The sequence below is a fragment of the Burkholderia lata genome (genome assembly GCF_902499335.1).
Taxonomy (GTDB): domain Bacteria; phylum Pseudomonadota; class Gammaproteobacteria; order Burkholderiales; family Burkholderiaceae; genus Burkholderia; species Burkholderia lata_B.
In genome coordinates this window covers 435,865-459,678 of the sequence record NZ_CABVQK010000006.1, presented here as the reverse complement: position 1 = coordinate 459,678, position 23,814 = coordinate 435,865, and the positions used below count along the sequence as shown (strand labels likewise).

Sequence of the window (23,814 nt, the reverse complement as noted above, 5' to 3'; positions counted from 1 at the left end):
GGCCACGCGAATGCGCTGCGTCCGATGCGCATCACCTTTTGTTGCCCGCCTGCCGAGCCCGCGTCGCGAGCACGGCCGCGACCCCGCCGAGGATCGCGGCCGATGCGAGCGCGAGCCGCCATGTCGGCTGTTCCGACAGGAACAGCACGGCGCCAGCCGCAGCGATCGGCGGGACGGAGAGCTGAACCGCCGCGGCGCGCATCGCCGTGAGGTGGCGCAGCGCGGCATACCAGACCACGTACCCGAGGCCCGACGTCAGCGCGCCGGAAAGCGCGGCGAGCGCGGCGCCGGCCGGCGTGACGTGGAAGCGGGTGGCGAGCGCGACGCTCAGCGCGAGCGCCAGCGGCGCGGCACGCAGGAAATTGCCGGCGGTTGCCGCGACCGGATCGACGGGCCGGCGGCCCCGTATCGAATAGATTCCCCATGCAATGCCGGCAGCCGTCATCAGCGCTGCGCCGCGCGGCGTCGGCGCGGCGAGCCCGGGCGACACGAGATAGACCAGCCCGCCGAGCGCTGCCCCGAACCCGGCCCAGCCGGTCGCGGCAAACCGTTCGCCCGCGTGCCATCCCGCCGCGAACATCGTCAGTTGCACCGCGCCAAACAGGATCAGCGCGCCGGTGGCCGCGCTGACGGTCAGATACGCAAACGAAAAACACGAGACGTACACGAACAGCATCGCCGCAGCCGGCCAGTCGGCAGGCGGGGCGGGCCGTCGCGCACCCGCACGCGCGACGACCGCGAGTATCAGCGCACCGGATACGAGGCGCAGGCTGCCGAAGCTGGCCGCGTCGATCCGTCCGGCCTGCAGCGCGAGTCGGCACAGCAGCGAATTCGACGCGAACGCGAGCATCGCGATCGACGTCAGCGCGACGACGCGCACGCCCGGCCGGACGTGCAGCGCGAAGGCGGGGGCGGGCGGTCGCATCGGGGCCTCACGCGTGGCTGGCGACGATCAGCACGGCCGCGCCGAACAACGCGACGCCGAGCGGCGCGGTGAGCGCCTGCCCCCACGACGCATTCTTCTCGAGGGCCATCAACGCGGCGAGCAACAGCATCCAGCCGAGACTGCCGGCGCCGACGACGAACATCAGCAGCATCAGCGCCCAGCAGCAGCCGACACAGAAGAGCCCGTGGCTCACGCCCAGCGCAAACGCGTGACGCATCGGCGTGCGGCCGCGCCAGCGGCTGATCACGAAACTGAAGGGCGTGCGGCAACGGTCGAGACAGTGCGTCTTCAGTCCGCTGAACTGGAACGCGCCGGCGAGCGCGAATACGGCCGCGCCGATCAGCCAGCCGCGCCACGCGAGCGCCGGTACATGCGCGACACCCGTCAGCAGCAGCCCGTGCAGGCCATGCGCGACGAGGCCGAAGCCGCTCCACGTGGCGACGTAGCCGATGCCGACGAGCGCGAGCAGGCGCGTCTGGTCCGGGCGGCTCGCGACGACGCGGGCGAACGCATCGAACAACGACAGCGTCGTCGGCAACATCATGGCAAGGATCATCAGCGTCCAGCCGGCCGCGTCGAACGCTGCCGGCAGCCACAGCGTGCCGCCCGGCAGCGCGCGGCAAAGCGCACTGAACGGTTCGGGCAACCCGCTGTCGCCGTGGTCGAGGTAGCGCCCGTACGGACTGCGCGTCCACGCCCACAGAGTGAGCCACGCGAACGCGACGAGACTCGCGAGCACGAGCGGAAACAGGCGCCGATGCAGCGACGCAGCCATGACCGTCGGCGTGCGATCGCGCTTCACGCGTCGAACAGGAACGTGCTCTGCAGCGCGTTGTGATTCTTCAGATCGACGTCGATGCCGATCGCCGCATTCTTCGACCGGTAGACGGGCGCCTTGCCGACGAACACCGGTGCGCCGGGCACCGTCGAGAACACGGTGTCGGTCAGCGTCGTCTGTGCGCCGCTCGGGCCGAGGTACGGTTCGAGTTCCGCGTGGTAGTCGGTGCCGATCGACAGCGTGCCGCGTGCCCCTTGGACATTGAAGGTGATGGGCGCGCGTTCGATCGACACGACCGTGCCGATCAGTTTCGCGAGTTCGGCGATCGGGCCGCCCGCCTGGCCCGTGTAAACCTTGAGCAGCGCCTGCTCCTGCGCTTCGGACGCCGTGTCGCTGACGTAGATCGCAGCCGTCCAGTTACCTTGCAGGATGTTGCCCGGCACGCGGCACACCGCGGCGATCGTGTTGCCGCCCACGTCGACGCCGTCGACGGTGCCCTTGTCGACATGCCAGGCGACGATGGTGTCGCAGACGCCGAAATCCGGATCCTCGCCGATCCAGCACGGGCAAAGTACGCGACAGTTACAGACCTCGAGCAGACGGCCTTCAAGGTGATAGCTCATGATTCCCTCCAGGGGGCGACGGCGAATGCACGTTGGGCTGGGGGGAGGAAGCTGACTGACGAATCGTCACCCCGCTCGGCGATGCGAACGCGAAATGCGCTGAGGAATGCGCGGAAGCGGAGACGGGATGGATGCGATAGCGCGGGCCTGAAGCGGCGTATCGATTTTCAAGTGTAGGTGGGGAGGGCCGATATGCAAGCCGCCGCATGCTGCGACACCGGCTGACAAGCCGGCGCGCGTGCGCTAGCATCGCGATCGGTGTCGCCGCGCGACGGCGGCCGATGCGCGACAGCGCGGCAAGCCCGGCACCGGGTTCCACGACTTCAACGAACAACAAGGAGCATCCATGCGTGTCTTGACCGGTCTGCTGTGCTCGCTGGCGCTGGTGGCGAACGTCGCCCATGCGCAGGCGAATTGTGCCGACGCGACGGATCAGGCGGCGATGACGGCATGTGCCGATCGCGCGTACAAGAAATCCGACGGGGAACTGAACCGGACCTACCAGGCCGTCACCGCGCGCCTGCGCGATGCGCGGCCGCTCGCCGACAAACTCGTGAATGCGCAGCGTGCGTGGATCGCGTATCGCGATGCCGAATGCAGCTTCTCCAGCGCAAACGCCGAGGGCGGCAGCGCGTATCCGATGGTCGTGTCGACCTGCCTCGACGATCTGACGAAAGCGCGTACCGAGACGCTGAAGGGCTATCTGGCCTGCGAGGAAGGCGATCTCGCGTGCCCGGTGCCGGCCAGGTAAGCGTGGTGCGCCGCCCGGGCTAACGCGTTCGGGGCGGCCGGGCGGCACACGCCATCCGCGGCTGGACGTCGTCCGTTACACGTCGTCCGTTTCGTCGAGCAGCTTGTGCCGCATCGCGTAACGCACCAGCGCCGCTTCGTGCGGCATCTGCATCTTTTCCAGGATCCGCGTCTTGTACGTGCTGACCGTCTTCGCGCTCACGCACAGCGCGTTGGCGATCTCGGTCAGCGTCTGGCCGGCGGCGATCCGCCGGAACACGTCGAATTCGCGGTCGGACAGCCGCTGGTGCGGTAGCGTCTCCGCCGGTTCGTTCAGGCTCTGCGCGAACTGCTCGGCCATCGCGAGGCTCACGTAGACGCCGCCCGACGCTACCTTCGTGACCGCGCCGACGAGCTCGGCGCTCGCGCTTTCCTTCGTCAGATAACCCGACGCGCCGGCGCGGAACGCGCGCACCGCGTATTGCTGCTCCGCGTGCATGGTCAGCACGAGGACGCGCAGCGCGGGCTTCTCGTCCTTGATCTGCTTGATCAGCTCGACGCCGTTGCGGCCCGGCATCGACAGGTCGAGCACGAGCACCTGCGCGGGCGTGGCGCGCACGAGCGCGATCGTCGACGGGCCGTCGCAGGCTTCGCCGGCCACCTCGAATCCGGTGGCGTTCTGGAGGATGTGCCGCAGACCGTCGCGTACGAGCGTATGGTCGTCGGCGATGAGCACCTTGATCATGTGATGAGCGTTTCCTGTTGGACGGTACTGAGCGGGAATGCGACGGTGATCGAGAAGCCGCGCGCGAGCGCGGTGTCGATCGTCACGGTGCCGCCCAGCATGTGGGCGCGTTCGCGAATGCCGATCAGGCCGAACGATTTGTCTTCGTGGGCCGGGCCGCCGGGTGTCGAGCCGCGGCCGTTGTCCGCGACGCGCAGCACGCAGAAGCCGTCCTCGACGTCGAGCTGCAGCGCGACGCGCGTGGCATCCGCGTGGCGCGCGACATTCGTCAGTGCTTCCTGGACGATCCGGAACAACGTGGTCGCGCCCGCGCTGGTGAACGTGAGGCCGCCGGTTTCGATGTGCCGCTCGACATCGATTCCGTAGCGGTTCGTGAAATCGTTCGCGAGCCATTCGATCGCCGGCACGAGGCCGAGATCGTCGAGCATCACGGGCCGCAGGTCGGCTGCGATGCGCCGCACCGACGCGACCGTCGCGTCGATCAGCCGCCGCATGCCCTGCAGGTGCGACTGCACGTCCTCGTCGGGTTGTGTGCGGCCAGGCACGCGCAGTTGCTGCTCGACCACCGACAGATCCATCTTCAGCGCGGTGAGCTGCTGGCCGAGGTCGTCGTGCAGTTCGCGCGCAATGCGGGTCTTTTCCTCTTCGCGCACGTTCTGCAGGTTCGCCGACAGTTCGCGCAATTCTTCACGCGATTGCTTCAGTGCGTTCTCGGCACGCAGCCGCTCGGTGATGTCGCGCAGCATCACCGTATACAGCTTGCCCGACGCGTCGCGGATCTGCGAGATCGAGGCCTCGATCGGGAACTCGTCGCCGTTGGCACGCAGCCCGAACAGCACCCGCTGGCGGCCCATCTGCCGCTCGGACACGCCCGTCACGCCGAACTGGTCGACGTGCTTCGCGTGCGCCGCGCGGAACCGCTCGGGGATGAAGCGCGACAGCGGCGCGCCGATCGCCTCCATCGCGGACACGCCGAACACCTGCTCGGCCATCGGATTGAAGATCACGACCGTCTGCTTTTCGTCGATCGTGATGATCGCTTCCATCGACGAACGGATGATGCCCATCATCCGCGCCTCGTTGAGGATGCCGCGGCTGCTCGCGCCGGAATCGGCGGCGCCGGCGCGGCCGCGCAGCAGCGCATGAATCAGCACCGCGAACGCGATCGACGCGATCAGCCCCGCGGCGAGCACGGTGCCGGCCGCGCGTTGCGCGCCGGTCGCGCTCGGGCGGCCGTCCGCGGAATAGGCGAGCGTCAGCACGGTGCCGCCGAAACTCAGCTCGTCGGTGCGCCGCATCAGGTCGGGCGATGCCGAGGCCTCGTCGGTCGTCGTTTCGACGCTGACGATCGCGCGCCGATCGCCGCCGGCGGTCATCCACACGTCGATCCCGCGTTCCGCGTCGAGCGCGCGCTCGATCAGGCGCCGCGGGCTCACCGCCGCGAACAGCACCCCGTCGGCACCGGCTTCGCGCGTGCCGGACGGCGTGGCGGCCGCATGCGGCGATGCCGTCACCGGCAGGAACAGCGTCAGGGTGCGTGCGTCGCGGGACGTGTCGTCGTCGGCCGGGTGGACGCCGAGCGCGATGTCGCCGGTCTGCAGCGCGCGCGAGAGCGGCGCCGCGTCGGACGCGCCGAAGCGCACGACCGGCGAATTCGACGCCGGTGCGCTGAGCGCCGCGGTCGCGAGCGTGCCGGCCGGCAGCGGTTTCGCGCCGGCGAGGGCGGTGCGCGTCGCGGGCGTCAGCGGCACATAGCCGAGCTGGCGGACCGGCGATCGGCCACTGTCGAGATCGAGCGTATCCGCATAGCGGCGCCACTGCTCGGGCGTCATGCCCGGGACGAGACTGAACGCGCCGCGCGCGCCTTCGAGCACGGCCACGCTGGATTGCAGCTCGTGGCGGAGCATCGCGGTCACGTGCGACGTGCGGCGTTCGAAACGCGTATGGACGGCGCCTTGCCACTGCTCGCGCACAAGCAGCGCGACGCCGAGCGACAGCACGGCGCCGGCGCACAGCGCAACGACGCCGGCCGCGAGCGGCTGGCGTAACATGGTCTGGAAGCGCGTGGGCCCTCGGGCGTCACGCGGCGGGGTTCCACTGGCGGTCATTCAATGGCCATTCTGTTGTCGGGGGCCACTCCGTGGCACCCGGAGCAGCGCAGCAAAACCGGGCAAAACTCGCACCGGCTGCATGCAACGTCTATTTTCAAGATGAAATTGTGCGCGATTTACACGGTTTTTGTAATGGGGTCACTAGAAATTGCGGCAACCGGCGTGAAGCAGCGGGTGCGCCGGCCGCACTTGACGCGCATCAACGGGCGCGTCGGCACGTGGGGCAGACTGTTCGGCAGGCCACCCGGCATCGGGCCGGGTGGCGATAACGGGCCGTCGTCGCGCGACGCGCGATGCGTGCCCGGTCGGAGGGACGGACCATGTACAAGCGGATTTTCGTCGGGCTCGACGGCAGCCCGAGCGCGCGTCTCGCGCTGAGCGAGGCGATCCGGATCGCGGCGGCGTCCGGCGGTGAAGTCACCTGCGCGTATGTCGTCGAGCACCGGCCGCAGCTCGTCGACGTCGATGCGGGCTTCGCGGCCGCGCGCGATGGCGATGCGGCCGCGGCCGATGCCGTGACGCCGGTGCTCGACGATGCCAAGGCGGTGCTTGCGCAGGAGCATGTGCGAGGCACCGTGCGCGCGCTCGACGCATATGGCGAGGATGTCGCCACCGTGCTGATGCGCACGGCGGCCGAAGCCGACGCCGACCTGATCGTGATGGGCACGAGCGGGCGCCACGGCCTGCGTCGGCTGCTGCTCGGCAGCGTCGCCGAATCGCTGCTGCGCGCGGCCGACCGGCCCGTGCTGCTGGTGCGGCACAGCGAGCCTGGTGCACCGGCGTCTGCGTGAAGCAAGCGGCGTGGCACTGACGCAAGGGCGGGCGCGGGCGGCGACTGTCTCGTGCATTCGCCGGATGAAGGCTGATGAAACGAAAACGCACGACGCACGTTGTGTGAGTGCGGCTGTCGCTTCTGTCACATCGGCCGGGCGAGGGCGGCAGGCCTGATGCACCCCGTGGGCGTAATCGCGTGCCGCGGTTGCATCCCGACACGCAGTTCTGGCAGCATCGACCGGTGTCCGCTTGTTCGCCGCGCGCATGGCCGCGGCGATCGACGCAGCAGCATCCGGCGGCATGCGGTCGCGTTCGCGATGAGCGAAGCGAGGCCGTGCGCCGGGTGTCCGGTTCCTGACCTTACCGATGTCATCCGCCATGCCGATTTCCGCTACCGACCTGATTCGCCAGTTCGATCTTCAGCCGCATCCCGAAGGCGGCTATTTCCGCGAAACCTACCGTGCGACCGATTCGGTCGTGCGTCCGGCCGACGGCGCGCCACGCGCCGCGTCGACGGCGATCTACTACCTGTTGTGTGACGGCGCGTATTCGTCGTGGCACCGGATCCGTTCCGACGAGGTCTGGCATTTCTACGCGGGCGACCCGATCGAGGTGTGGGTACTCGACGCGCGCGACGGGTTGACGATCCACCGGCTCGGCAACCCGCTCACGCATCCGGGTACCGTGTTCCAGTCGGTCGTGCGGGCCGGGAGCTGGTTCGGCGCGCGCTGCGCGGCGCCGGAGCACGTCGCGCTCGTCGGCTGCACGGTGGCGCCGGGCTTCGAGTTCGCGGAATTCGAACTGGCCGACGCGGCCGAGCTGGCCGCCACGTTTCCCGACTACGCGGAACACGTCGCCAAGCTCGCGCAGCGCACGGACATGTGACTGTCACGGCGGTGCAACCCTTGACGCGAAGCCCGCGCCGATGGCGCGTGTTCCGCGCGAGCGCGGCCAAACCCGTTTAGAATGCCGTGATGCATCAGGTCGGCTGCGGACGTGCCGCGGCGGCCGTTGCCCAGCCGTACCGACAGCCCCCGTCGCGCGGCCGCATGTCTTCCAGGAGCGCCGCCGTGTGGCACTTTCCCATCGCTATTCCATCGTCGCTCGGCCCATGGGCCGTGTTCGCGAGCGTGTTGATCACGCAGCTCGGCGTGCCGGTGCCGGCCGTGCCGATGCTGATTCTCGGCGGCACGATGGCGGCAATGGGGCAGGCGTCCTGGGTCAGCATGTTCGCGGCGGCGATCGGCGCGACGATGCTGGCCGATTCGCTGTGGTTCTTCATGGGCCGCACGCGCGGCCGGCGCCTGCTGAACGGCCTCGTGCGCTTCTCGCTGTCGCTCGACACGACGCTGCGTTTCGCGCGTAACGTATTCGAAAGATACGGCGCGCCGCTGCTCGTGCTGTCGAAGTTCCTGCCGGGGCTCGGCCTCGTGTCGGCGCCGCTGCTCGGCACGACCGCGATCGGCGTCGGTGTGTTCCTGTTCTGGGATCTGGCCGGTGCGTCGCTGTGGGCCGCGTTCTGGCTGATCGGCGGTGCCGCCATTCACGACCAGATCGTCCAGTTCGTGCTGTGGGTGCGCGCGAGCGGCGGCACGATCCTCGATGCGTTCCTCGCGATCTTCATCACGTTCCTGCTGTACCGCTGGGTGCGTCGCGTGCAGTTCCGCCGCTACCTTGCACAGGTTCGCATCTCGCCGCCGCAACTGGTCGAGATGATGACGTCGGACGAGCCGCCGCTGATCTTCGACGCGCGGCCGAAAGCGATTCGCGAGCGCGAACCGTACCGGATCGCCGGCGCGGTGCCGGTCGATCTCGATTCGCCGGATCTGCTCGACCCGGAAATGCTGAAACGGCCGATCGTCGTCTATTGCGTGTGCCCGAACGAGGCCACCGCGAAGCGCCTGATCGCGAAGATGCAGCGCAAGAAGATGCTCCACAACATCCGGGCGCTGAAAGGCGGCCTCGATGCATGGGAGAAGCACGGCTATCCGGTTGAGCCGATGCCGGCCGATCTCGATGCGTCGCGTTATTTCGTGCGTCCTGAACACGGTGCGCTCGAAGGCGAATATACGGTGCGTGCGACGTTGTCGAAGTAAGGCACCAGAAAGCCTAGCCAGTTGAGAACTCTCCCAAATGAGGGAGTCGCGGACGCTGCTTGGTCGCAATGCACCCCAAAAATTTTTTCCGTAACACAACAGCTCACCAGTGTGGGTATTCGCAAAACGGTTTTCTCTAGTTCCGATGGCGGGCCGTCACATTCGCGAAAGTAAAATCAGTTTTCAATCAAGCGAATTTATTAGGGAGAGCTGGTTCATTGGGTGGCGGACTGTTAAATTTTAAAAGTAATCGATTCGCTCCATTGACAACAAAGAAAGTAAATTGTAATGTGCGCTTCGGATGATCCGCCGATTTTCTTTCCATGGCATCCGGGTTACGTCGTCTGTCTGTCCGTGTGACCACAACGCTGTTCCGATATCGAGCCATCAGCTGTTCATTTGTCGCGCAAATCAGCAAGAATCACTACAACGCCTACGCCGAATCATTAGCGTTTATTGTGTCGCACTTCGTCATGTTCGGGCCCTGCGCAGCACGTTTCTGTGCTGCATGTTTCTGTTATTTCCATTTCTGTTCCACGGGGTAGTCAATAGCATCGCAAGGCAGGAGTGATCGCCGTAACCTGAGAGAGTATCAACAATAATGAATCCAACCGAACTTGTCCGTACTGTCTCGGCGCAGTTCCCGAACTTTGAGCGACTGCTATCCGGCTTTACGCAATCACGTCGCTTGTTGCAAGTGACGTTTACGCATTCGATGGGCCTGCCGGATGACGCAGTCTTGCCGCATCAACTCATTGCGAGCGAGGGTGTTTGCGAGCCGCTTAGGTTCACCCTGCAGGCGCTATCGAGCGATGTGTCGATGCCGTTAAAAGCATTCATCGGTGCGCCGGTGGCGTTTCAGGTGGGCGACATTGCGGGTGCCGAGCGAACTATTTGTGCAATCGTTTGCGAGGCGCGGCAACTTGCTGCCGATGGTGGCTTTGTGCTGTACGAGTTCGTTTGCACGGACGCACTTTCGTTGCTTGATCGACGTGTGACGTGGCGAGTCTTCCGCGATGCGTCCGTCGTGGATATTTCACACACGATCATTCAAGAGCACACCACTGGCAATCAAATCATCGGTGCCGCGTTTCGGCTCGATACAAGCGCGCTGGGCGCTTATCCAAGCCGTGGGTTCACGATGCAGGCGAAGGAAAGCGACTTCGCATTCATGACCCGCATGTGGCGTCGCGAAGGTATTAGCTGGTACTTCACGCATGCGATCGAGAACGGTGAGCCGATTCATACTCTGCACCTTGTCGATAACGCTGACGCATGGCGGGCGAACCCTGCCGGGCTTGTCCGTTTCAATCGTGCGGATGCGACGGAACCGAACGACACGATTTTCGCGTGGGAAGCGTATAGGGAACTTGCCCCTGGAGGAGTGGTTGCTGCATCGCACGACTATCAGACCGGTGGTGTTGAGCAATTGGACGCCGCGACATCGCAAGATCAGGGCGAACACGGCAAGGCGCTTGCGGCAACGCTCACACAGTATTGGTATGACTCACCACACGTCGCGGAGAATTCCGGACACTATGAGCAGGTCATGCAGCGGCGCCAGCTCGCGCTTACACAGGGAGCCAAGCACTTTGCGGGACAAAGCGTCGTTCGTGCATTCGTGGGTGGGGCTGGCACGACGTTTTCGCTGTCGGGGCATCCTGAAATTGACAGGCATTCGACAGAAGACCGCCGATTTGTGTTGACGCACATAGAGACGCGCGCGCGGAATAGTCTTCTTCTCAACTCACCAGCAAAAGGTGCGTTTTCAATCGAAGACGACGCACCGATTCTGAACCGCTTCGAATGTGTTAGGGCATCTACGCAGATCGTGCCGACGTGGAATGCATCTTGCGTGCCTTCAGTCGGACCGATTAGCGCCCGTGTCGTCGGTAACGGTGAAGTCGATGTGGACGAGCAAGGACGCATATGCGTGCAGTTCTTGTTTGCGCGACGCGATGACCATCCCGATAGTGGCGCAAGCGGATCGTTACGTGATTCGGCCCGCGTGCGCGTCGCGCAACCGTGGGCGGATGCACAGTCGGGTACCGCATTCTGGCCGCGTGTCGGGTCTGAAGTGCTCGTTCTGTTCATGCAGAACGACCCGGATAAGCCGATCGTCGTCGCCAATATGTTCGATGCTCGCCATGCGCCCGTGCAATTCGCCAGTGCTGGCAATCTTCCTGACAACGCACCGTTATACGGTATTCGCTCAAAGGAAATTGGCGGCCTTGGGTATGGAGAACTGCAGTTCGATGACACCACCGGGCAGACGAAAACCAAGCTATCGTCCGAACACGGCAAGACTCAACTCAACCAAGGCTGGATTGGGCACCCTCGCGATAAGGGAGCGTCAGAGAAACGCGGCGAAGGCTTCGAACTGCGCACCGATTTAGCGGGCACCATCCGCGCAGCACGCGGCATGTTGCTTACAACTGATGGCCGCAACAACGCGAATGGTCGCGTGCTGGATCGTGCGGAACTGATTGGCCAATTGGAACTCGCGTTGTCCATTGCAAAACGGCTGGGAGAATTGTCTGCGACGCACGACGCTTATGAAACCGATACCGATCCGCAAGAGAAGTTGACGAAGGGGATTCGCGATTGGTCGGACGATGGTGGAGCTGCAGCAATCGGCATTACCGCGCCTGACGGTATTGCGATGTCCAGCCCCGCGAACGTTGTTTCGGCTGCGGGCGGGCACGTCGAATCAATAGCGGCACAGGATGCAAACATAAGCGCGGGGCGGCGCATTCTGTTACGCGCGGCTCAGGGGCTGTCCGCGTTCGCGAAGGCCGGTATGAAACTGATGGTGGGGTCGGGTGACCTGACCATACAGGCGCATCAGGGGAAGGGAGAGATCGGCACGTCTGAGCGCCTTCATATCTATTCGTTGGAAAAGTTGGTTCTAGAGGCACCGGAACTTGAATTACGCACAAACGGCGCGGTCATCAAACTTGAAAATGGGAAGATCGTCTCGTCCTCGAGTAGCGAGCATCGGATCGAGTCGAGTAGTTTTCAGGCGATCACGGGTGGTGGAGGATCGACCGACCTAGCGCCCATGCCGACCTCATCGATGAGGACCGACGAACGGTTCAAGATTGTCGGTCCTGATGGCAAGCCACATGTCGGTCTTTCGCATAACGTGACCGATGATACTGGCGGCATTCGCGACCAAGGAAAGCTTGCTGCCGACGGTACGCATTCGCTGACCGTAAACGATAGTGAAATTCGTCCGGTTACGTTCCGTCCGGTTGATTGAAAGCACACAAGAAAGATCAAAAAATGGCTAATGCTGAAACTACAAACGGTAATTCGGAATGTGAAGTGAAGCAAGCGTACCGTCGCGTACCACTTCAGTTTGACGTCAACGGAAACCCGCATTTCGGTAGCGTCACAAGCCCTGAATCGTTCAAGGTATGCGCTCTGGGTCGGCTTCCGCCGCGTCACGTCGTTCCGGTCATCTTCGTTCCCGGCATCATGGGAACGAATCTGTGCGGCAACAAGAATGCGACGAAGGCCGGTGAACCAGCTTGGCGTCCACCTAATGGCAAGATGGCGGGACTAGGCGAGTGGTTCCGGCGACTGCATCAAAGCCCCGCAGCAAGACAGATGCAGATCGGACCTGAGCGTGTCGAGGTGGATAAGAGCGGGAAGGTCAGTATCCCGCGGTATTTGTTCTCGTTGACGAACGATGAGGCAAAGCGGCGGGGATGGGGGGAAATCCATTTCGATAGCTATGGGGGGATTCTTGCCGAACTTGAATTTGCTCTGAACGAACCGTTCGTCGAGCCGGAACTGCCTAACGATCGGCAAAAGCCGAAGGATGTCTGGCAAGTGGCACAGACACTAGAGCGAATCGTGAAGAATCAGAAGGTCGATGTTCTCAAAGAGTGGAATCCGCAAGGTGTGACGATCGAGCCACTTGCGTCGGATGAATTCTCACGGTTGTCCCAGTACTACTATCCAGTGTGGGCGTGCGGTTACAACTGGCTTGCATCGAATGATATGTCTGCGGATCAACTCATCGCTCGCATCAACGAGGCCATTGAGTATTACAAAAAGGGTTCCTATTGGATTTCTACTGGCAAAGTCATCATTGTTACTCACTCGATGGGTGGCCTCGTTGCGCGCCGCGCGGCACAAAAATTGAGCGGTAGTGCAAGCCCGACTTCAGGGAGTGGTGGCGGCGGTAATGGCGGGAGAGTCGGAGGCCCGGAGCAATCGGACGACGCAAATGAAACTCAAATGAACCCGCGGGACTCCGGGGGCACTACAGACGCCTCGGCTAGCGTTCCAGCAGGTGCCGCCGGGCCGGATTCGGTGCTGGGTATCGTTCACGGCGTGCAGCCTGTCGGTGGCGCTCCGGTTGTGTATCGACGTTTTCGCGCAGGAACTGAAGTGAACGGGTCATTCAATGTTGAAGGTGCGTTGGTGGCGGAGATTATGGGGTGGAGTGCGGCCGATATTGTTTGTGTGATGGGGAATTCCCCAGGCCCGCTTGAGCTATTGCCGACAAAGCACTTTTCGCCGGGGTGGCTAAAATTCGTTCGGCATGCACATGGAAAGAAAAGCGAGGCAATGCCATCGCTGCCATTATCTAATCCGTACTCTGAAATATATTCCACTACAGTAGGAGATGTGTGGTGGGGAATGGTGAATGAGAAGTTAATAAATCCCGCCGAATTGGATAATGACGTCGGGAAGAAAGATATTAATCGCTATAGTAAAGCAATCGGGGCGGCGGAGCATTTTCATGACGTCTTGCAGTTGTACTGCCATCCTGTCACTTACGCGTACTACGGTGCAGATAAAAAACAGGTGTCGTTTGGAAATATTACCTGGTCAACGAAGGACGACGTTGGCGCCGATTTTGAATGGAAATTGCCTTCATTGAAGACGGATGATTTTGATTTATTCGGAAAATCAGTCTTGAGGGTCGATAGACAAAAGGCGACATTTAAATTAGAGAATGCGCCGCCACCACCTAAAGAAGGGCAGGTGGGCGATATAGAGTTTTCCGGGGACGGAACGGTGCCGTTTGATTCCGGAAATATGATCACGGAGGGTGGGTCGAAACCTGTTACCTTCCGTATGACTGGATTTGACCATCAAATGTCATACAACAATGATCCGGTGCGCGAGTGTGTGCTATGGTGTATCGCGAAGATCGTACAACTCGCGCCGCCAGTCCACCAATCTGGCGGAACTACACAGGGAAGCGCATGAAGGTGCAACGACTAGTAATATTTATTCTCGCTTTTTTTTCTGTAACTTGTGTGGCTGGCGAACCGAGCATGAATGAATCGAAGACATACTGTGTTGGTCGATACCTTGTCGATGTTCCGGCAAACATGGAACCATATGCACAGATGGGCGAATATATGTTTGGCCCCGTCCAAACGAATACAAAGTACCCAAATGCAACTGCATTCAAAAATAGAATGAAGGAGCGGGAGTTTGGTTTAAAGAATCAAGAGGGGAAAAATGAACTCGCATTTGATCGTGCAATTGATTTGCATGACAATGGGATGATATTTCTTAAGTCTACGACCCTCTACGGGAGAAGGATAGAGGGATTTGAGGCGTACAAGTGGATAAATGGTCGAACGTTTTTTATTGATGCTGATGGATTTGATCCAGCCAAATATGCAGCATTGACTGAAAAGCTGCAGAGTAGATTCTTGCCAAGTCTTCGCGCGCGTACCTCAAATGAAATTCCGGCGCAGGCAGGTTTTTGCCTCAAAGATGGATTCTTTGCTGATGATGGGAAAACGCCGCAGCACGAAATTGCATCGATCACGTTCAAGCTGCCAAGCGTGCCGGGTTTGCTCATACATGTAACGACGATAACGGCGAAGCCGGATGCGAAGTCGCTGCTGCAACGGGTCGATAGTGGAGTCGTGCCAGGTCCACTTCAATCGCTCGTTTCGGGCATTCGCACATTACAGCGTGGCGAGCATGACGTGAACGGGCGCAAGGGTGAGGAGGGTTTGTGGTCGCTGCCAACCGATGCTGGTTTCCGCGCCTATCAGTTTCATTGGGAAGCACTGGGGGAGCACTTGCAGCCCTTGAAGCCTACACTTTCGGTTGAACTGACGACGCGCGACGATCAGCGACCCGGCTTGACCGAAGAGCAAGCAACCAAGCTGTTCGAATCGATCGTGAACTCTGTACGCCTGCGCCAGGCACCCGGAGGGGCGCAGGTAGGCGACGCCAGTACTCCGCCCGTTCCGCTTAATAGCATCGTGCGGACTGGGGAGGCTTGTCCGCGCAGCGGGTGGTGGACATGTCCGGAAGCGAACGGGCTTTCCGTCGTCGGTGGTAGTCGGCAGTACATCGAACTCGGCGCGGTCATGCCCTCGGTTGATGTATTGACTCAGCCGGGCGTTCTGGATCGAGTGTTCGGTCGAGAGTCGAAACACAGCGTCCCTACTACGTGGACGCTAGTTGCGGTCCACGATGTTGCACCGCCCGATGCGGCGGACGGTGCCGACAACACCCCGACGGTGTGATAAGGAATGTTGACCGATGCGTAACGTTATTCGAATAGGTGATGCGACCGATCACGGCGGGCAAGTTGTAGGCGGTGCGTCGAACTTCCAAGTTGACGGGGTTGCGGTTGCGCGCAAAGGCGATCCTTGTACATGTCCGGTCCAGGGGCATCAAGTGTGCATGATTGCAGAGGGGGACCCGAATTTTGTCGTCGAAGGTCGCCCGGTTGCGCTCGACGGACACAAGACGACGTGTGGTGCGACACTCGTTTCCAGCATGTCGGGATTCGGAACTGCTTAACTTTTAATAGCGCCGCTGCGAGTGTCCCGAATCCGGGTCACGCAGAGGGAGTATATGACGTACGCGCTACCACGCCCATCCGAATTCCACTACCGGTTTCACGCCCCGCGATTTTACGAAAATCGTCTGGCGTGAAACCGCTGATCCTCCATATAATCCCGCCTGCATATTGCGTGCGCCTGATCGCGCACATTCGACGCGTGTTCGTTCGCGCCGAAAGCGATTGATCCCGTCGTCGTCCGTCACGCACACAGCCGCGTCACACGGGCCGCACGGGCGTATTCCGTGAAAGGCCCGATCCGTTTTCCGGATTGTTCCGGAAAATACGGATAATCCGCGGCGATTCCAATCGGATTGACGCAGTATCCGTGTCGTTTCTTATTTAGAAAACGACGGCGGAGATTATTTCGTTTTCGGCATGCCGTGATCGGCATGAACGGTCGCGCATTGCATCGACAATGACGGCGGCCCGTTCGCGGCTGCCAGGAGACGGACTTGAAACAACCAGAAGACCAGTTGCATCGCGGGCTGGAAGAGCGGCACATCAACCTGATGGCGCTTGGCGCGACGATCGGCGTCGGCCTGTTCCTCGGCTCGGCCACCGCGATCCGCGTCGCCGGCCCGGCCATCCTGCTGACCTACCTGCTCGGCGGCATCGCGATTTTCCTGATCATGCGCGCACTCGGCGAGATGGCGATCGCCAATCCGGTTGCCGGCGCGTTCAGCCGCTACGCACGCGATTACCTCGGCCCGCTGGCCGGCTACCTGACCGGCTGGACCTACTGGTTCGTGTGGATCGTCACCTGCATGGCGGAAATCACGGCGGTCGGCGTCTACATGCACATGTGGTTCCCCGGCGTGCCGAACTGGATCTGGGCACTCGCGGCGCTCCTTGCGATGGGTTCGGTGAACTTCATCGCGGTCAAGCTGTACGGTGAATTCGAGTTCTGGTTCGCGCTGATCAAGATCGTCACGATCGTGCTGATGATCATCGGCGGCGGGTTGATGATCGCGTTCGGCATCGGCAACGGCGGTGTCGCGATCGGCCTGTCGAACCTGTGGGCGCACGGCGGTTTCATGCCGAACGGCATCAACGGCGTGATCGCCGCGTTGCCGATCGTGATGTTCGCGTATCTCGGCGTCGAGATGCTCGGCCTCACCGCCGGCGAGGCGCGCAACCCGGAGAAGTCGCTGACGAAGGCCGTGAACTCGGTGTTCTGGCGCGTGCTGATTTTCTACATCGGCGCGCTGTTCGTGATCATGTCGCTCTATCCGTGGGACCAGATCGGCACGCAGGGCAGCCCGTTCGTGATGACGTTCTCGCGGCTCGGCATCCCGGCCGCCGCCGGCATCATCAACTTCGTCGTGCTGACCGCGGCGCTGTCGTCGTGCAACAGCGGCCTGTTCAGCACCGCGCGGATGCTCTACAACCTCGCGCAGCAGGGCCAGGCGCCGAGCAAGCTCGGCAAGGTCAACCGCAACGGCGTGCCGGTGTACGGCGTGATCGTGTCGGTCGCGCTGCTGCTGATCGGCGTGCTGCTCAACTATCTGGCGCCGCAGCACGTGTTCACGTGGCTCACGTCGGTGTCGACGTTCGGTGCGATCTGGACGTGGTGCGTGATCCTGATCGCGCAGATGCGCTTTCGCCGCACGCTGTCGGCCGACAGGATCGCGCGCCTGCCGATCCGCGTGCCGTTCTATCCGCTCGGTTCGTTCGTCGCGCTCGGGTTTCTCGTGCTGGTCGTCGTGCTGATGGCGTTCACGCCCGATACGCGCGTCGCGCTCGTGATCGGCCCGGTATGGATCGTGCTGCTCGGCATTTCGTATGCGCTGTTCTACGCGAACCGTCCGGCGGCATCGGTGCCGACGAAGTCGTAAGCAGCACGGGCAGGGGCCCGCGCGACCCTTGATCGCGATCATGCGCGCGCGGGCCGGACGATCTATGCTGAACGAATCGATTGTCCGCGCTTCGCGTGGCAATTCACCGATCCCCGCGACCGCGGCGGCTGTCCGGCCGCCGCGCGCCGCTTCCGCGCGAAGCTCCCGTCGTCGTTCCGCGACGACGCGCACGCACGGAGACCTTCGCCATGCAGCCTGCCCAGCCCACCCCGACGCTTGCGCGGATCGCGCTGGCCGTCGATCCGACGCCCGAATCGCTGTCCGCCGCGCGCTACGCGCGCACGCTGCTGCGCCCCGGCATGCGATTGCGCATCGTCTGCGCAATCGACAACCCGCGCCTCGTCTTGCCCGACATCCCGCGCATCGACGCGCTGCTGACGTCCGCGCGCGAGGACCTGATGCGCGAAGCGCAAGCCATCAACGAACGGATCGCGGCGCTGTTCGCCGATAGCGGCATCGAGGTCGAGCAGGCCGTCATCGATACGTCGGTAACCGGCGGCTCGGTGGCCGATGCATTGGTGAGCGATACGTCGGCATGGAACGCGGATGTGCTGATGGTCGGCGCGAATCCGCATCACGGACTGCTGCGGCTCGTCGAAGGCGCGATGTCGGACACGCTGACGTCGCGCGCGCGCTGCGCGCTGCTGATCGTGCCGGCCGCCTATGCGCGGCCGGCGGACGGCGGCCTGCAGCGGCTGATGTTCGCGGTCGACGGCAGCGAGCCGTCGCTGAACGCGGTGCGCGTCGGGCTCGGCTTCGCGGCGCCGACGACGTTGCTGTACGCGGCCTACGTGATCGATCGCGCGGTTCGTCTGACGGATATCGTGCCGGTGCGCGCGCTGGAGGATGCCTATCGCGCGGAGGGCGAGGAGGCACTCGCGAAGATCGGCCCGCTATTCCATGCGACCGGAAACCCGACCAAGCGCGGTGTCGTCGAAACCCGCCCGACCAGCGACGACGTGGCCCATGCGCTGATGCGCGACGCCGTGCACTGGCGTGCCGAATTGCTGGTGGTCGGTACACACGGCCGGCGCGGTATCGCCGCCTGGCTGATCGGCAGCGTCGCGCGCCGCGTTGCGCATCTCGCACAGGTGCCGGTGCTGCTCGTGCGCGGTACCGAATAAATCGCGCGGTGTCGCGATCGAAGCAGGCTTGGCTTGACCTGCATCAGAAACGGCGCGAATCGTGCGTGAGACATTGACGGAACGTCCGGCAACGCGGCCTGTCTGTCGTGCATGTACCTCGCAGCCACGCAGCAATGCGAGTGTCAAAGGCTGCGATCGACGGTGCATTCATAGCCGTCACATCAATTTCCGGAGCCGCAACGTGCAATGCACGGCGCGTCATCCGACCGAGAACTCTCTGGCACGAGGGTAGGCAGCCAACGGCTGCCTTGGAGGACGGGCGGGGTGCAAGTCACCCCGTCCGCTTTCCTCGTTCGTGTTGTAGTTGGCCCCGTCTGGATTGCTTTCCCCGCAGGAATCGTTGTCATTGCGGCCGTGTGGAACGGCGCGTCATGATGCGTGATGGCGCGCGGTGGCGCCGATGCGGATCGGCGATGGTCTCGGCATGCGCTCCGCTGCCGTACAGGCACGGCGTTGCGGCATGCGCTGCCGACGTCGCGCGGTGCGCAGTCGTTGCATGGCCCCGTGCCGTGCAACGTCTGCTTGAACGCTCAGGTGATGCGAAGCATCGACCGCAAGTCGTGCCGTCGGCCCGCGCCGCGGCGCACCCGAGGGTGCTGTCGCGCGACATGCAGCGGCGCGCACGCGCTGCACGTGCGGTTGCGCAGGCGGTTGGCATGCGGCCAGCCGGGGCGCGCCTTTCGGCGTGGCTCGGCAACGGCCGGCACGTCGGGTGCGGCCCGCGCGCACAGTGCCGCGGCGAACCGTTGCAACGCGAGAACCGAGCCCGCGACGCTCTGGTATTTTTCGCGGCCGATCTGCCCGTCGAGCGTGACGAGCAACCCGGCTTCGCGAGCGAGCGCAAGCAAGGTGTCGATATTGTCAGACGGACGGTTGCCGTCCGACACGGCCTTGGCCGGCAGGGCGCGCGCGTTGCCCGACGCGCGCCGCTGGCCGTCCCGGCCCGGTAAGTTGCGAAGTGCCATGATTGGTCTCCTGCGCCAGGCCCCGCATGCCGGCTCGACGGCCGGCTGAGCGATGACCTGTATGAACGTTTCGTCCATGTCACCAGTATCGTGTCGCGCCAGTGCGCTGCCAAGCAGCGCGCGCTGAAGTCGCTGTCAGGTATTGCGCGGCCCGTATCGGAATCCGCTGACACGCATCGCGACCGATCGGCCGTTCCGGCGACGATCCGGCCCGTTCGTTCCGACGAATGGGTAGCGGGTGGGGGACGTCGCTTGACGCATGATTTCGGCCGGTCTAAGTTGCCCTTTGCATCGGCGCCGGGCAGCGTTCCATCGTTCGCCCGTCAGCCGGTGCCGCGCCCCGGGGTGGCGTGGCAGGGCTTCCAGTCTCGTTCGCGGGCAGTTTGCGCCGCGGATATTGCGCGGCCGGTTCGGGGACGGATCGGCACGGCGGCACGCAACGTGCCGTTGATCGCGCGCAAACACGCGCCGGCGCATCGCACGCCGCGCGACCGTTCAGTCATTAAGCTTCCGGTACCTTCTTCTTTTCGTTCCTCGACCGTCAGGAGTCCGTCGATGTCCAAGGACAATTTGCTCGATTCACTCAAGGAAGCCGCCAAACAGCGCGCGATCGGTTCGGATCAGTTGCGTGCGATGCTCGACGACGAAGTGCGCGTGTTGTCGTCCGACGCGCGAGTGCACGACTACATCCACGTGTTCGCGATCCGGCATCTGCGCGAACGGATGCGCCAGCAGGACGATCTCGACAGCGACACGCGGGCCGATGCGCCGTCCGCGGAAGCCGATCCGCGTCCGAGTCATCGCCTGTGACGGACGAGCGCCGCGGCTGACGCCGCGGACGTGACACGATCCGTCGCGGGCCAGGGCCGGATCCTGATCGACAAGGATGCATTCGTCGACAGCGAGCCGGCCCGTTCCAACTCCCTTTTGATCGCCGTTCCCAGGATCGCCGGTAGCGTCGTTGCGTCCGGCGGCGACATGCGCGGCTATCCTGACGATCCCCTGACAACCGGGGTTGTCTTTTGTCATACGTTTCACTGAATTGTCACAGCGGCCTCAAGTAAGCGGCGCGATTGCCGTTTACCCGGTGAATTCGTCCACCGGGCGTTCGCGCTCCCTTACCGAGTCGTTGCCATGTTCTCGTCCATCCGCGCCCGCATCCTCGCCGCGTGCGTTGCCATCGTCGTATTCGCGCTCGTCGCCACCACGCTCATCAACTACTTCATCGCGCGCTCGTACAACGACGATGCGATCGACCGCAACCTGACCTCGGTCGCCAGCGGCCACGTGGTCGGGATCGCCGACTGGGTCGCCACACGGAGCCGGATGATCGCGTCGCTGCAGGATGCCGCGCTGGCGCCCGATCCGCTGCCGGTGTTCAAGCAGATGGCCACGGCCGGCGGTTTCACGAACGTCTACGCGGGCTACGCCGACAAGGCGTTCCACTTCTCCGACCCGACCGGTATTCCGCCCGACTACGATCCGACCGGCCGCCCGTGGTACAAGCAGGCCGCGCAGGCCGGCAAGCCGGTCGTCACGCCGCCTTACGTCGACGCCGGCACGGGCAACCTCGTCGTCACGTTCGCGGTGCCGATTGTGCGCGACGGCGCGGTGAAGGGCGTCGTCGCAGCGGACGTCTCGATGGATACCGTGATCGCTAACGTGAAGACGATCCACCCGACACCCGCGAGCTTCGGGATGTTGATCGACAGCAGCGGCCACGTGGTTGCACACCCGGACGCGAAGCTCACGCTGAAGCCGGTCACCGACGTATCGCCCGAACTCGGTGCGACGAACGGCGCGACGATCGCGGCCGCGACCGCGCCCGTCGAGGTGAGTGTCGGCGGCGACGCCAAGCTGGTGCGCGCGCGCCCCGTGCCGGGCACCGACTGGTACGCACTGGTGCTGCTCGACAAGAACGAGGCGACGGCCGGGATGCGCTCGCTGCTGACCGCTTCGCTGATCACGCTGCTCGTGATCGTCGGTGTTGCATCGCTGATCATCGGCGCGATCACCGCGACCGCGTTCCGCCGCCTGTCGCAAGTGCGCCAGGCCATGGCCGCGATCGGCTCGGGCGCCGGCGACCTGACGCAGCGCCTGCCGGCCGACGGCAGTGACGAAGTGGCCGACATCGCCCGCTCGTTCAACAGCTTCGTCGACAAGCTGAACGACGTGATGCGTCAGATCCGCGATGCGAGCGAATCGGTGCGCACGGCCGCGAACGAGATCGCGGCGGGCAACCAGGACCTGTCGTCGCGCACCGAATCGGCGGCGGCGAGCCTCGAGGAAACGGCTGCATCGATGGAAGAGATCACCGCGACGGTCGGCCAGTCGGCGGCGGCGGCCGGCCAGGCCGACGAACGTGCGGCAGCTGCATCGCGGATCGCGTCGCATGGCGGCGTGGTCGTGTCGGACGTCGTCGCGACGATGGAGAAGATCGAGGAAGCATCGGGCCGGATCGGCGACATCATCGGCGTGATCGACGGGATCGCGTTCCAGACCAACATCCTCGCGCTGAACGCGGCCGTCGAAGCGGCGCGCGCGGGCGAGCAGGGCCGCGGTTTCGCGGTCGTCGCGCAGGAAGTGCGCAGCCTCGCGCAACGCAGCGCGCAGGCCGCGCGCGAAGTGAAGGTGCTGGTCGAATCGACGGTCGCGAGCGTGTCGGCCGGGTCCGGGCAGGTGCGTCAGGCCGGCGACACGATGCGCGAGATCGTCTCCAACGTGTCGAACGTGACGACCATCATCTCCGAGATCACGCACGCGGCGAACGAGCAGACGCGCGGCATCCAGGAAGTGAATCGCGCGGTCACGCAGCTCGACGAAATGGTGCAGCAGAACGCCGCGCTCGTCGAACAGTCGACCGCCGCCGCGACCGCGCTGCAGTCGCAGGCGAACGCACTGGCGACCACGGTCGGGCGGTTCAAGGTCGCATGACGCGGCTTGCGGGAAATACGGCCGCGCCGCTCAGGAGCGGCCGTCGTCGCGCATCAGCGCGAGCCGGTTGTAGAGCGTTTTCAGGCTGATCCCGAGCGCTTTCGCCGCGCGCGGCTTGTTGCCGTCGAAGTGGTGCAGCGTCGCCGCGATGAAGCGCTGCTGCGCATGGTGCAAGGTCGCGCCGAGCGGCAGCGCCATCGCCATCGTGTTCTCCGACAGTCGCTCGGGCCGCACCGCCGGCTTCGGCAGCGTGACGTCGATACCCTCGTCCGCCAGGATGTAGGCGCGCTCGATCGTGTTGTGCAGCTCGCGTACATTGCCGGGCCACGAATACGCGCGCAGCGCGGTGATCGCCGCGTCGGTCAGCCGCTTGTGCGCATGGTGCCGCGCGTTGAGCGCGTCGACGAACTCCAGCGCGATCGTCTCGATGTCGCTGTCGCGCTGGCGCAGCGGCGGCACGTACAGCGCAAACGCGGCGAGGCGGTAAAACAGGTCCTCGCGCAGCCGGCCGTCGCGCACGGCATCAGCCGGGTTGTGGCGCGTGGCCGACACGATCCGCACGTCGAGCGGAATCGGCTCGGTGCCGCCCACCCGCACGATCAAATTCGATTCGATCGCCCGCAGCAGCTTCACCTGCAGCGGCGCGGGCATTTCCGCGATCTCGTCCAGCAGCAGCGTGCCGCCGCGTGCGGCTTCGAAGAAGCCTTCCCGCTGCGCGATCGCGCCGGTGAAGCTGCCTTTCTCGTGCCCGAACAATTGCGATTCCGCGATATCGGGCGGAATCGCACCGCAGTTCACGGGGACGAACGGGCCATCCCGCCGGGCACTGAGATCGTGCAGCCGGCGCGCGACGATATCCTTGCCGACCCCGCTTTCGCCTGCAATCATCACGCTGGCGTGGGTCGGCGCAATTTTCTCGATGCGGCCGAGCAGCATGCGCATCGCGGAGGACCGGCCGGACAACCGGCGGCTGTCTGCACGTTGCTTCGACCGGTTTGCAGTTTCTCCCATCGATATTGATCGGCGTTAGCGAGCCGTTTTGAAAATCGGCATCGCGCGTTCCGTTGATTGCAATATTTATCATCGACAGCGAAACGACCGTGAAGGTGCCGCAAAATAGAAAATTCCAATGTTTGCGGCGGGGGCAGAAGAAGCAGCCCATCGATTCCTGACACGAATCGCGGCATTTCTGAGCCATCCAGGGTCGTATCGGTGCTTTTTTACATCATTCCGATGAAAAAGCCGGTTGCGGCCATGGTGCGCTGATGGAGCCT

At 63.7% G+C, this 23,814-nt stretch carries 19 protein-coding genes and 1 pseudogene; 13 read left to right on the top strand and 7 right to left on the bottom strand.

Features of this window, described 5'->3' with window-relative positions; all coding sequences use genetic code 11:
* Window positions 1-31 precede the first annotated feature (31 nt).
* From BCO18175_RS17745 to BCO18175_RS17735, 3 genes are read right to left on the bottom strand one after another with little or no spacing between them, the layout of a single operon-like run.
* The gene (locus BCO18175_RS17745) at window positions 32-925 is read right to left on the bottom strand and encodes a DMT family transporter (RefSeq protein WP_174982854.1); all 894 of its coding nucleotides are present in this window, start codon (window positions 923-925) and stop codon (window positions 32-34) included.
* Between the two features lie 7 nt (window positions 926-932).
* Window positions 933-1,721 (bottom strand): DUF2182 domain-containing protein, encoded by a 789-nt coding sequence (locus tag BCO18175_RS17740; protein ID WP_174982852.1) that lies wholly within the window; start codon window positions 1,719-1,721, stop codon window positions 933-935.
* Between the two features lie 23 nt (window positions 1,722-1,744).
* Window positions 1,745-2,347 carry a DUF1326 domain-containing protein gene (locus tag BCO18175_RS17735; protein ID WP_174982850.1) on the bottom strand — a complete coding sequence of 201 codons (603 nt, stop codon included), beginning with the start codon at window positions 2,345-2,347 and terminating at the stop codon, window positions 1,745-1,747.
* A 346-nt stretch (window positions 2,348-2,693) separates the two neighbouring features.
* Between BCO18175_RS17735 and BCO18175_RS17730 the strand changes: the two genes are divergently transcribed.
* On the top strand, window positions 2,694-3,098 hold the full coding sequence (locus BCO18175_RS17730; protein ID WP_174982848.1) for a lysozyme inhibitor LprI family protein: 405 nt from the start codon (window positions 2,694-2,696) through the stop codon (window positions 3,096-3,098).
* Between the two features lie 75 nt (window positions 3,099-3,173).
* On the opposite strand, the gene BCO18175_RS17725 is transcribed toward BCO18175_RS17730, so the two are convergent.
* Together BCO18175_RS17725 and BCO18175_RS17720 are read right to left on the bottom strand one after the other, a co-directional pair.
* Complete coding sequence (locus tag BCO18175_RS17725; protein ID WP_006483707.1) at window positions 3,174-3,821, bottom strand: response regulator; 648 nt, start codon at window positions 3,819-3,821, stop codon at window positions 3,174-3,176.
* The gene (locus tag BCO18175_RS17720; protein ID WP_174982846.1) at window positions 3,818-5,929 is read right to left on the bottom strand and encodes a PAS domain S-box protein; all 2,112 of its coding nucleotides are present in this window, start codon (window positions 5,927-5,929) and stop codon (window positions 3,818-3,820) included. Before BCO18175_RS17720 ends, BCO18175_RS17725 begins: the two co-directional genes overlap by 4 nt.
* A 323-nt stretch (window positions 5,930-6,252) precedes the next feature.
* On the opposite strand from BCO18175_RS17720, the gene BCO18175_RS17715 reads away from it, so the two are divergent.
* The 9 genes from BCO18175_RS17715 (at window position 6,253) to BCO18175_RS17675 (ending at window position 18,620) form a co-directional block, all read left to right on the top strand.
* Window positions 6,253-6,723 (top strand): universal stress protein, encoded by a 471-nt coding sequence (locus BCO18175_RS17715; RefSeq protein ID WP_174982844.1) that lies wholly within the window; start codon window positions 6,253-6,255, stop codon window positions 6,721-6,723.
* A gap of 361 nt (window positions 6,724-7,084) precedes the next feature.
* Window positions 7,085-7,591: a cupin domain-containing protein gene (locus BCO18175_RS17710; RefSeq protein ID WP_174982842.1), complete on the top strand. Its 507-nt coding sequence runs from the start codon at window positions 7,085-7,087 to the stop codon at window positions 7,589-7,591.
* 185 nt (window positions 7,592-7,776) lie between these two features.
* Window positions 7,777-8,802, top strand: a complete 1,026-nt coding sequence (locus BCO18175_RS17705; protein WP_174913857.1) for a DedA family protein/thiosulfate sulfurtransferase GlpE — start codon at window positions 7,777-7,779, stop codon at window positions 8,800-8,802.
* Window positions 8,803-9,403: 601 nt separating this feature from the next.
* Window positions 9,404-12,064, top strand: coding sequence for a type VI secretion system Vgr family protein (locus BCO18175_RS17700; RefSeq protein WP_174982840.1), 2,661 nt, complete (start codon window positions 9,404-9,406; stop codon window positions 12,062-12,064).
* Window positions 12,061-14,031 (top strand): esterase/lipase family protein, encoded by a 1,971-nt coding sequence (locus BCO18175_RS17695; protein WP_174982838.1) that lies wholly within the window; start codon window positions 12,061-12,063, stop codon window positions 14,029-14,031. The genes BCO18175_RS17700 and BCO18175_RS17695 overlap by 4 nt, the downstream gene beginning before the upstream one ends.
* A gap of 68 nt (window positions 14,032-14,099) precedes the next feature.
* Window positions 14,100-15,317, top strand: a complete 1,218-nt coding sequence (locus tag BCO18175_RS17690; RefSeq protein WP_174982836.1) for a T6SS immunity protein Tli4 family protein — start codon at window positions 14,100-14,102, stop codon at window positions 15,315-15,317.
* A gap of 16 nt (window positions 15,318-15,333) precedes the next feature.
* The gene (locus tag BCO18175_RS17685) at window positions 15,334-15,597 is read left to right on the top strand and encodes a PAAR domain-containing protein (protein ID WP_174982834.1); all 264 of its coding nucleotides are present in this window, start codon (window positions 15,334-15,336) and stop codon (window positions 15,595-15,597) included.
* A gap of 495 nt (window positions 15,598-16,092) precedes the next feature.
* Window positions 16,093-17,475 carry an amino acid permease gene (locus BCO18175_RS17680; RefSeq protein ID WP_174913860.1) on the top strand — a complete coding sequence of 461 codons (1,383 nt, stop codon included), beginning with the start codon at window positions 16,093-16,095 and terminating at the stop codon, window positions 17,473-17,475.
* 209 nt (window positions 17,476-17,684) lie between these two features.
* Window positions 17,685-18,620 (top strand): universal stress protein, encoded by a 936-nt coding sequence (locus BCO18175_RS17675; RefSeq protein WP_174982832.1) that lies wholly within the window; start codon window positions 17,685-17,687, stop codon window positions 18,618-18,620.
* Window positions 18,621-19,171: 551 nt separating this feature from the next.
* Here BCO18175_RS17675 and BCO18175_RS17670 read toward each other — a convergent pair.
* Window positions 19,172-19,606, bottom strand: a complete 435-nt coding sequence (locus BCO18175_RS17670) for a hypothetical protein (RefSeq protein WP_174982948.1) — start codon at window positions 19,604-19,606, stop codon at window positions 19,172-19,174.
* A 555-nt stretch (window positions 19,607-20,161) separates the two neighbouring features.
* On the opposite strand from BCO18175_RS17670, the gene BCO18175_RS17665 reads away from it, so the two are divergent.
* From BCO18175_RS17665 to BCO18175_RS17655, 3 genes are all read left to right on the top strand, one after another.
* Entirely contained in the window at window positions 20,162-20,416 is a 255-nt protein-coding gene (locus BCO18175_RS17665; RefSeq protein WP_174913865.1) for a DUF3562 domain-containing protein, read from the top strand.
* A gap of 30 nt (window positions 20,417-20,446) precedes the next feature.
* On the top strand, window positions 20,447-20,647 hold the full coding sequence (locus BCO18175_RS17660; RefSeq protein WP_174982830.1) for a hypothetical protein: 201 nt from the start codon (window positions 20,447-20,449) through the stop codon (window positions 20,645-20,647).
* Between the two features lie 93 nt (window positions 20,648-20,740).
* The gene (locus BCO18175_RS17655) at window positions 20,741-22,540 is read left to right on the top strand and encodes a methyl-accepting chemotaxis protein (protein WP_174982828.1); all 1,800 of its coding nucleotides are present in this window, start codon (window positions 20,741-20,743) and stop codon (window positions 22,538-22,540) included.
* A 30-nt stretch (window positions 22,541-22,570) separates the two neighbouring features.
* Here BCO18175_RS17655 and BCO18175_RS17650 read toward each other — a convergent pair.
* Window positions 22,571-23,624: pseudogene (locus tag BCO18175_RS17650) on the bottom strand (sigma-54 interaction domain-containing protein).
* Window positions 23,625-23,814: the final 190 nt, after the last annotated feature.

Bases quoted from the DNA above. Each gene is read 5' to 3' on its own strand.
- BCO18175_RS17745 (WP_174982854.1), bottom strand. From the start codon at position 925: ATGCGACCGCCCGCCCCCGCCTTCGCGCTGCACGTCCGGCCGGGCGTG.
- BCO18175_RS17740 (WP_174982852.1), bottom strand. From the start codon at position 1,721: ATGGCTGCGTCGCTGCATCGGCGCCTGTTTCCGCTCGTGCTCGCGAGT.
- BCO18175_RS17735 (WP_174982850.1), bottom strand. From the start codon at position 2,347: ATGAGCTATCACCTTGAAGGCCGTCTGCTCGAGGTCTGTAACTGTCGC.
- BCO18175_RS17730 (WP_174982848.1), top strand. From the start codon at position 2,694: ATGCGTGTCTTGACCGGTCTGCTGTGCTCGCTGGCGCTGGTGGCGAAC.
- BCO18175_RS17725 (WP_006483707.1), bottom strand. From the start codon at position 3,821: ATGATCAAGGTGCTCATCGCCGACGACCATACGCTCGTACGCGACGGT.
- BCO18175_RS17720 (WP_174982846.1), bottom strand. From the start codon at position 5,929: ATGACCGCCAGTGGAACCCCGCCGCGTGACGCCCGAGGGCCCACGCGC.
- BCO18175_RS17715 (WP_174982844.1), top strand. From the start codon at position 6,253: ATGTACAAGCGGATTTTCGTCGGGCTCGACGGCAGCCCGAGCGCGCGT.
- BCO18175_RS17710 (WP_174982842.1), top strand. From the start codon at position 7,085: ATGCCGATTTCCGCTACCGACCTGATTCGCCAGTTCGATCTTCAGCCG.
- BCO18175_RS17700 (WP_174982840.1), top strand. From the start codon at position 9,404: ATGAATCCAACCGAACTTGTCCGTACTGTCTCGGCGCAGTTCCCGAAC.
- BCO18175_RS17690 (WP_174982836.1), top strand. From the start codon at position 14,100: ATGAATGAATCGAAGACATACTGTGTTGGTCGATACCTTGTCGATGTT.
- BCO18175_RS17685 (WP_174982834.1), top strand. From the start codon at position 15,334: ATGCGTAACGTTATTCGAATAGGTGATGCGACCGATCACGGCGGGCAA.
- BCO18175_RS17675 (WP_174982832.1), top strand. From the start codon at position 17,685: ATGCAGCCTGCCCAGCCCACCCCGACGCTTGCGCGGATCGCGCTGGCC.
- BCO18175_RS17670 (WP_174982948.1), bottom strand. From the start codon at position 19,606: ATGGCACTTCGCAACTTACCGGGCCGGGACGGCCAGCGGCGCGCGTCG.
- BCO18175_RS17665 (WP_174913865.1), top strand. From the start codon at position 20,162: ATGTCCAAGGACAATTTGCTCGATTCACTCAAGGAAGCCGCCAAACAG.
- BCO18175_RS17655 (WP_174982828.1), top strand. From the start codon at position 20,741: ATGTTCTCGTCCATCCGCGCCCGCATCCTCGCCGCGTGCGTTGCCATC.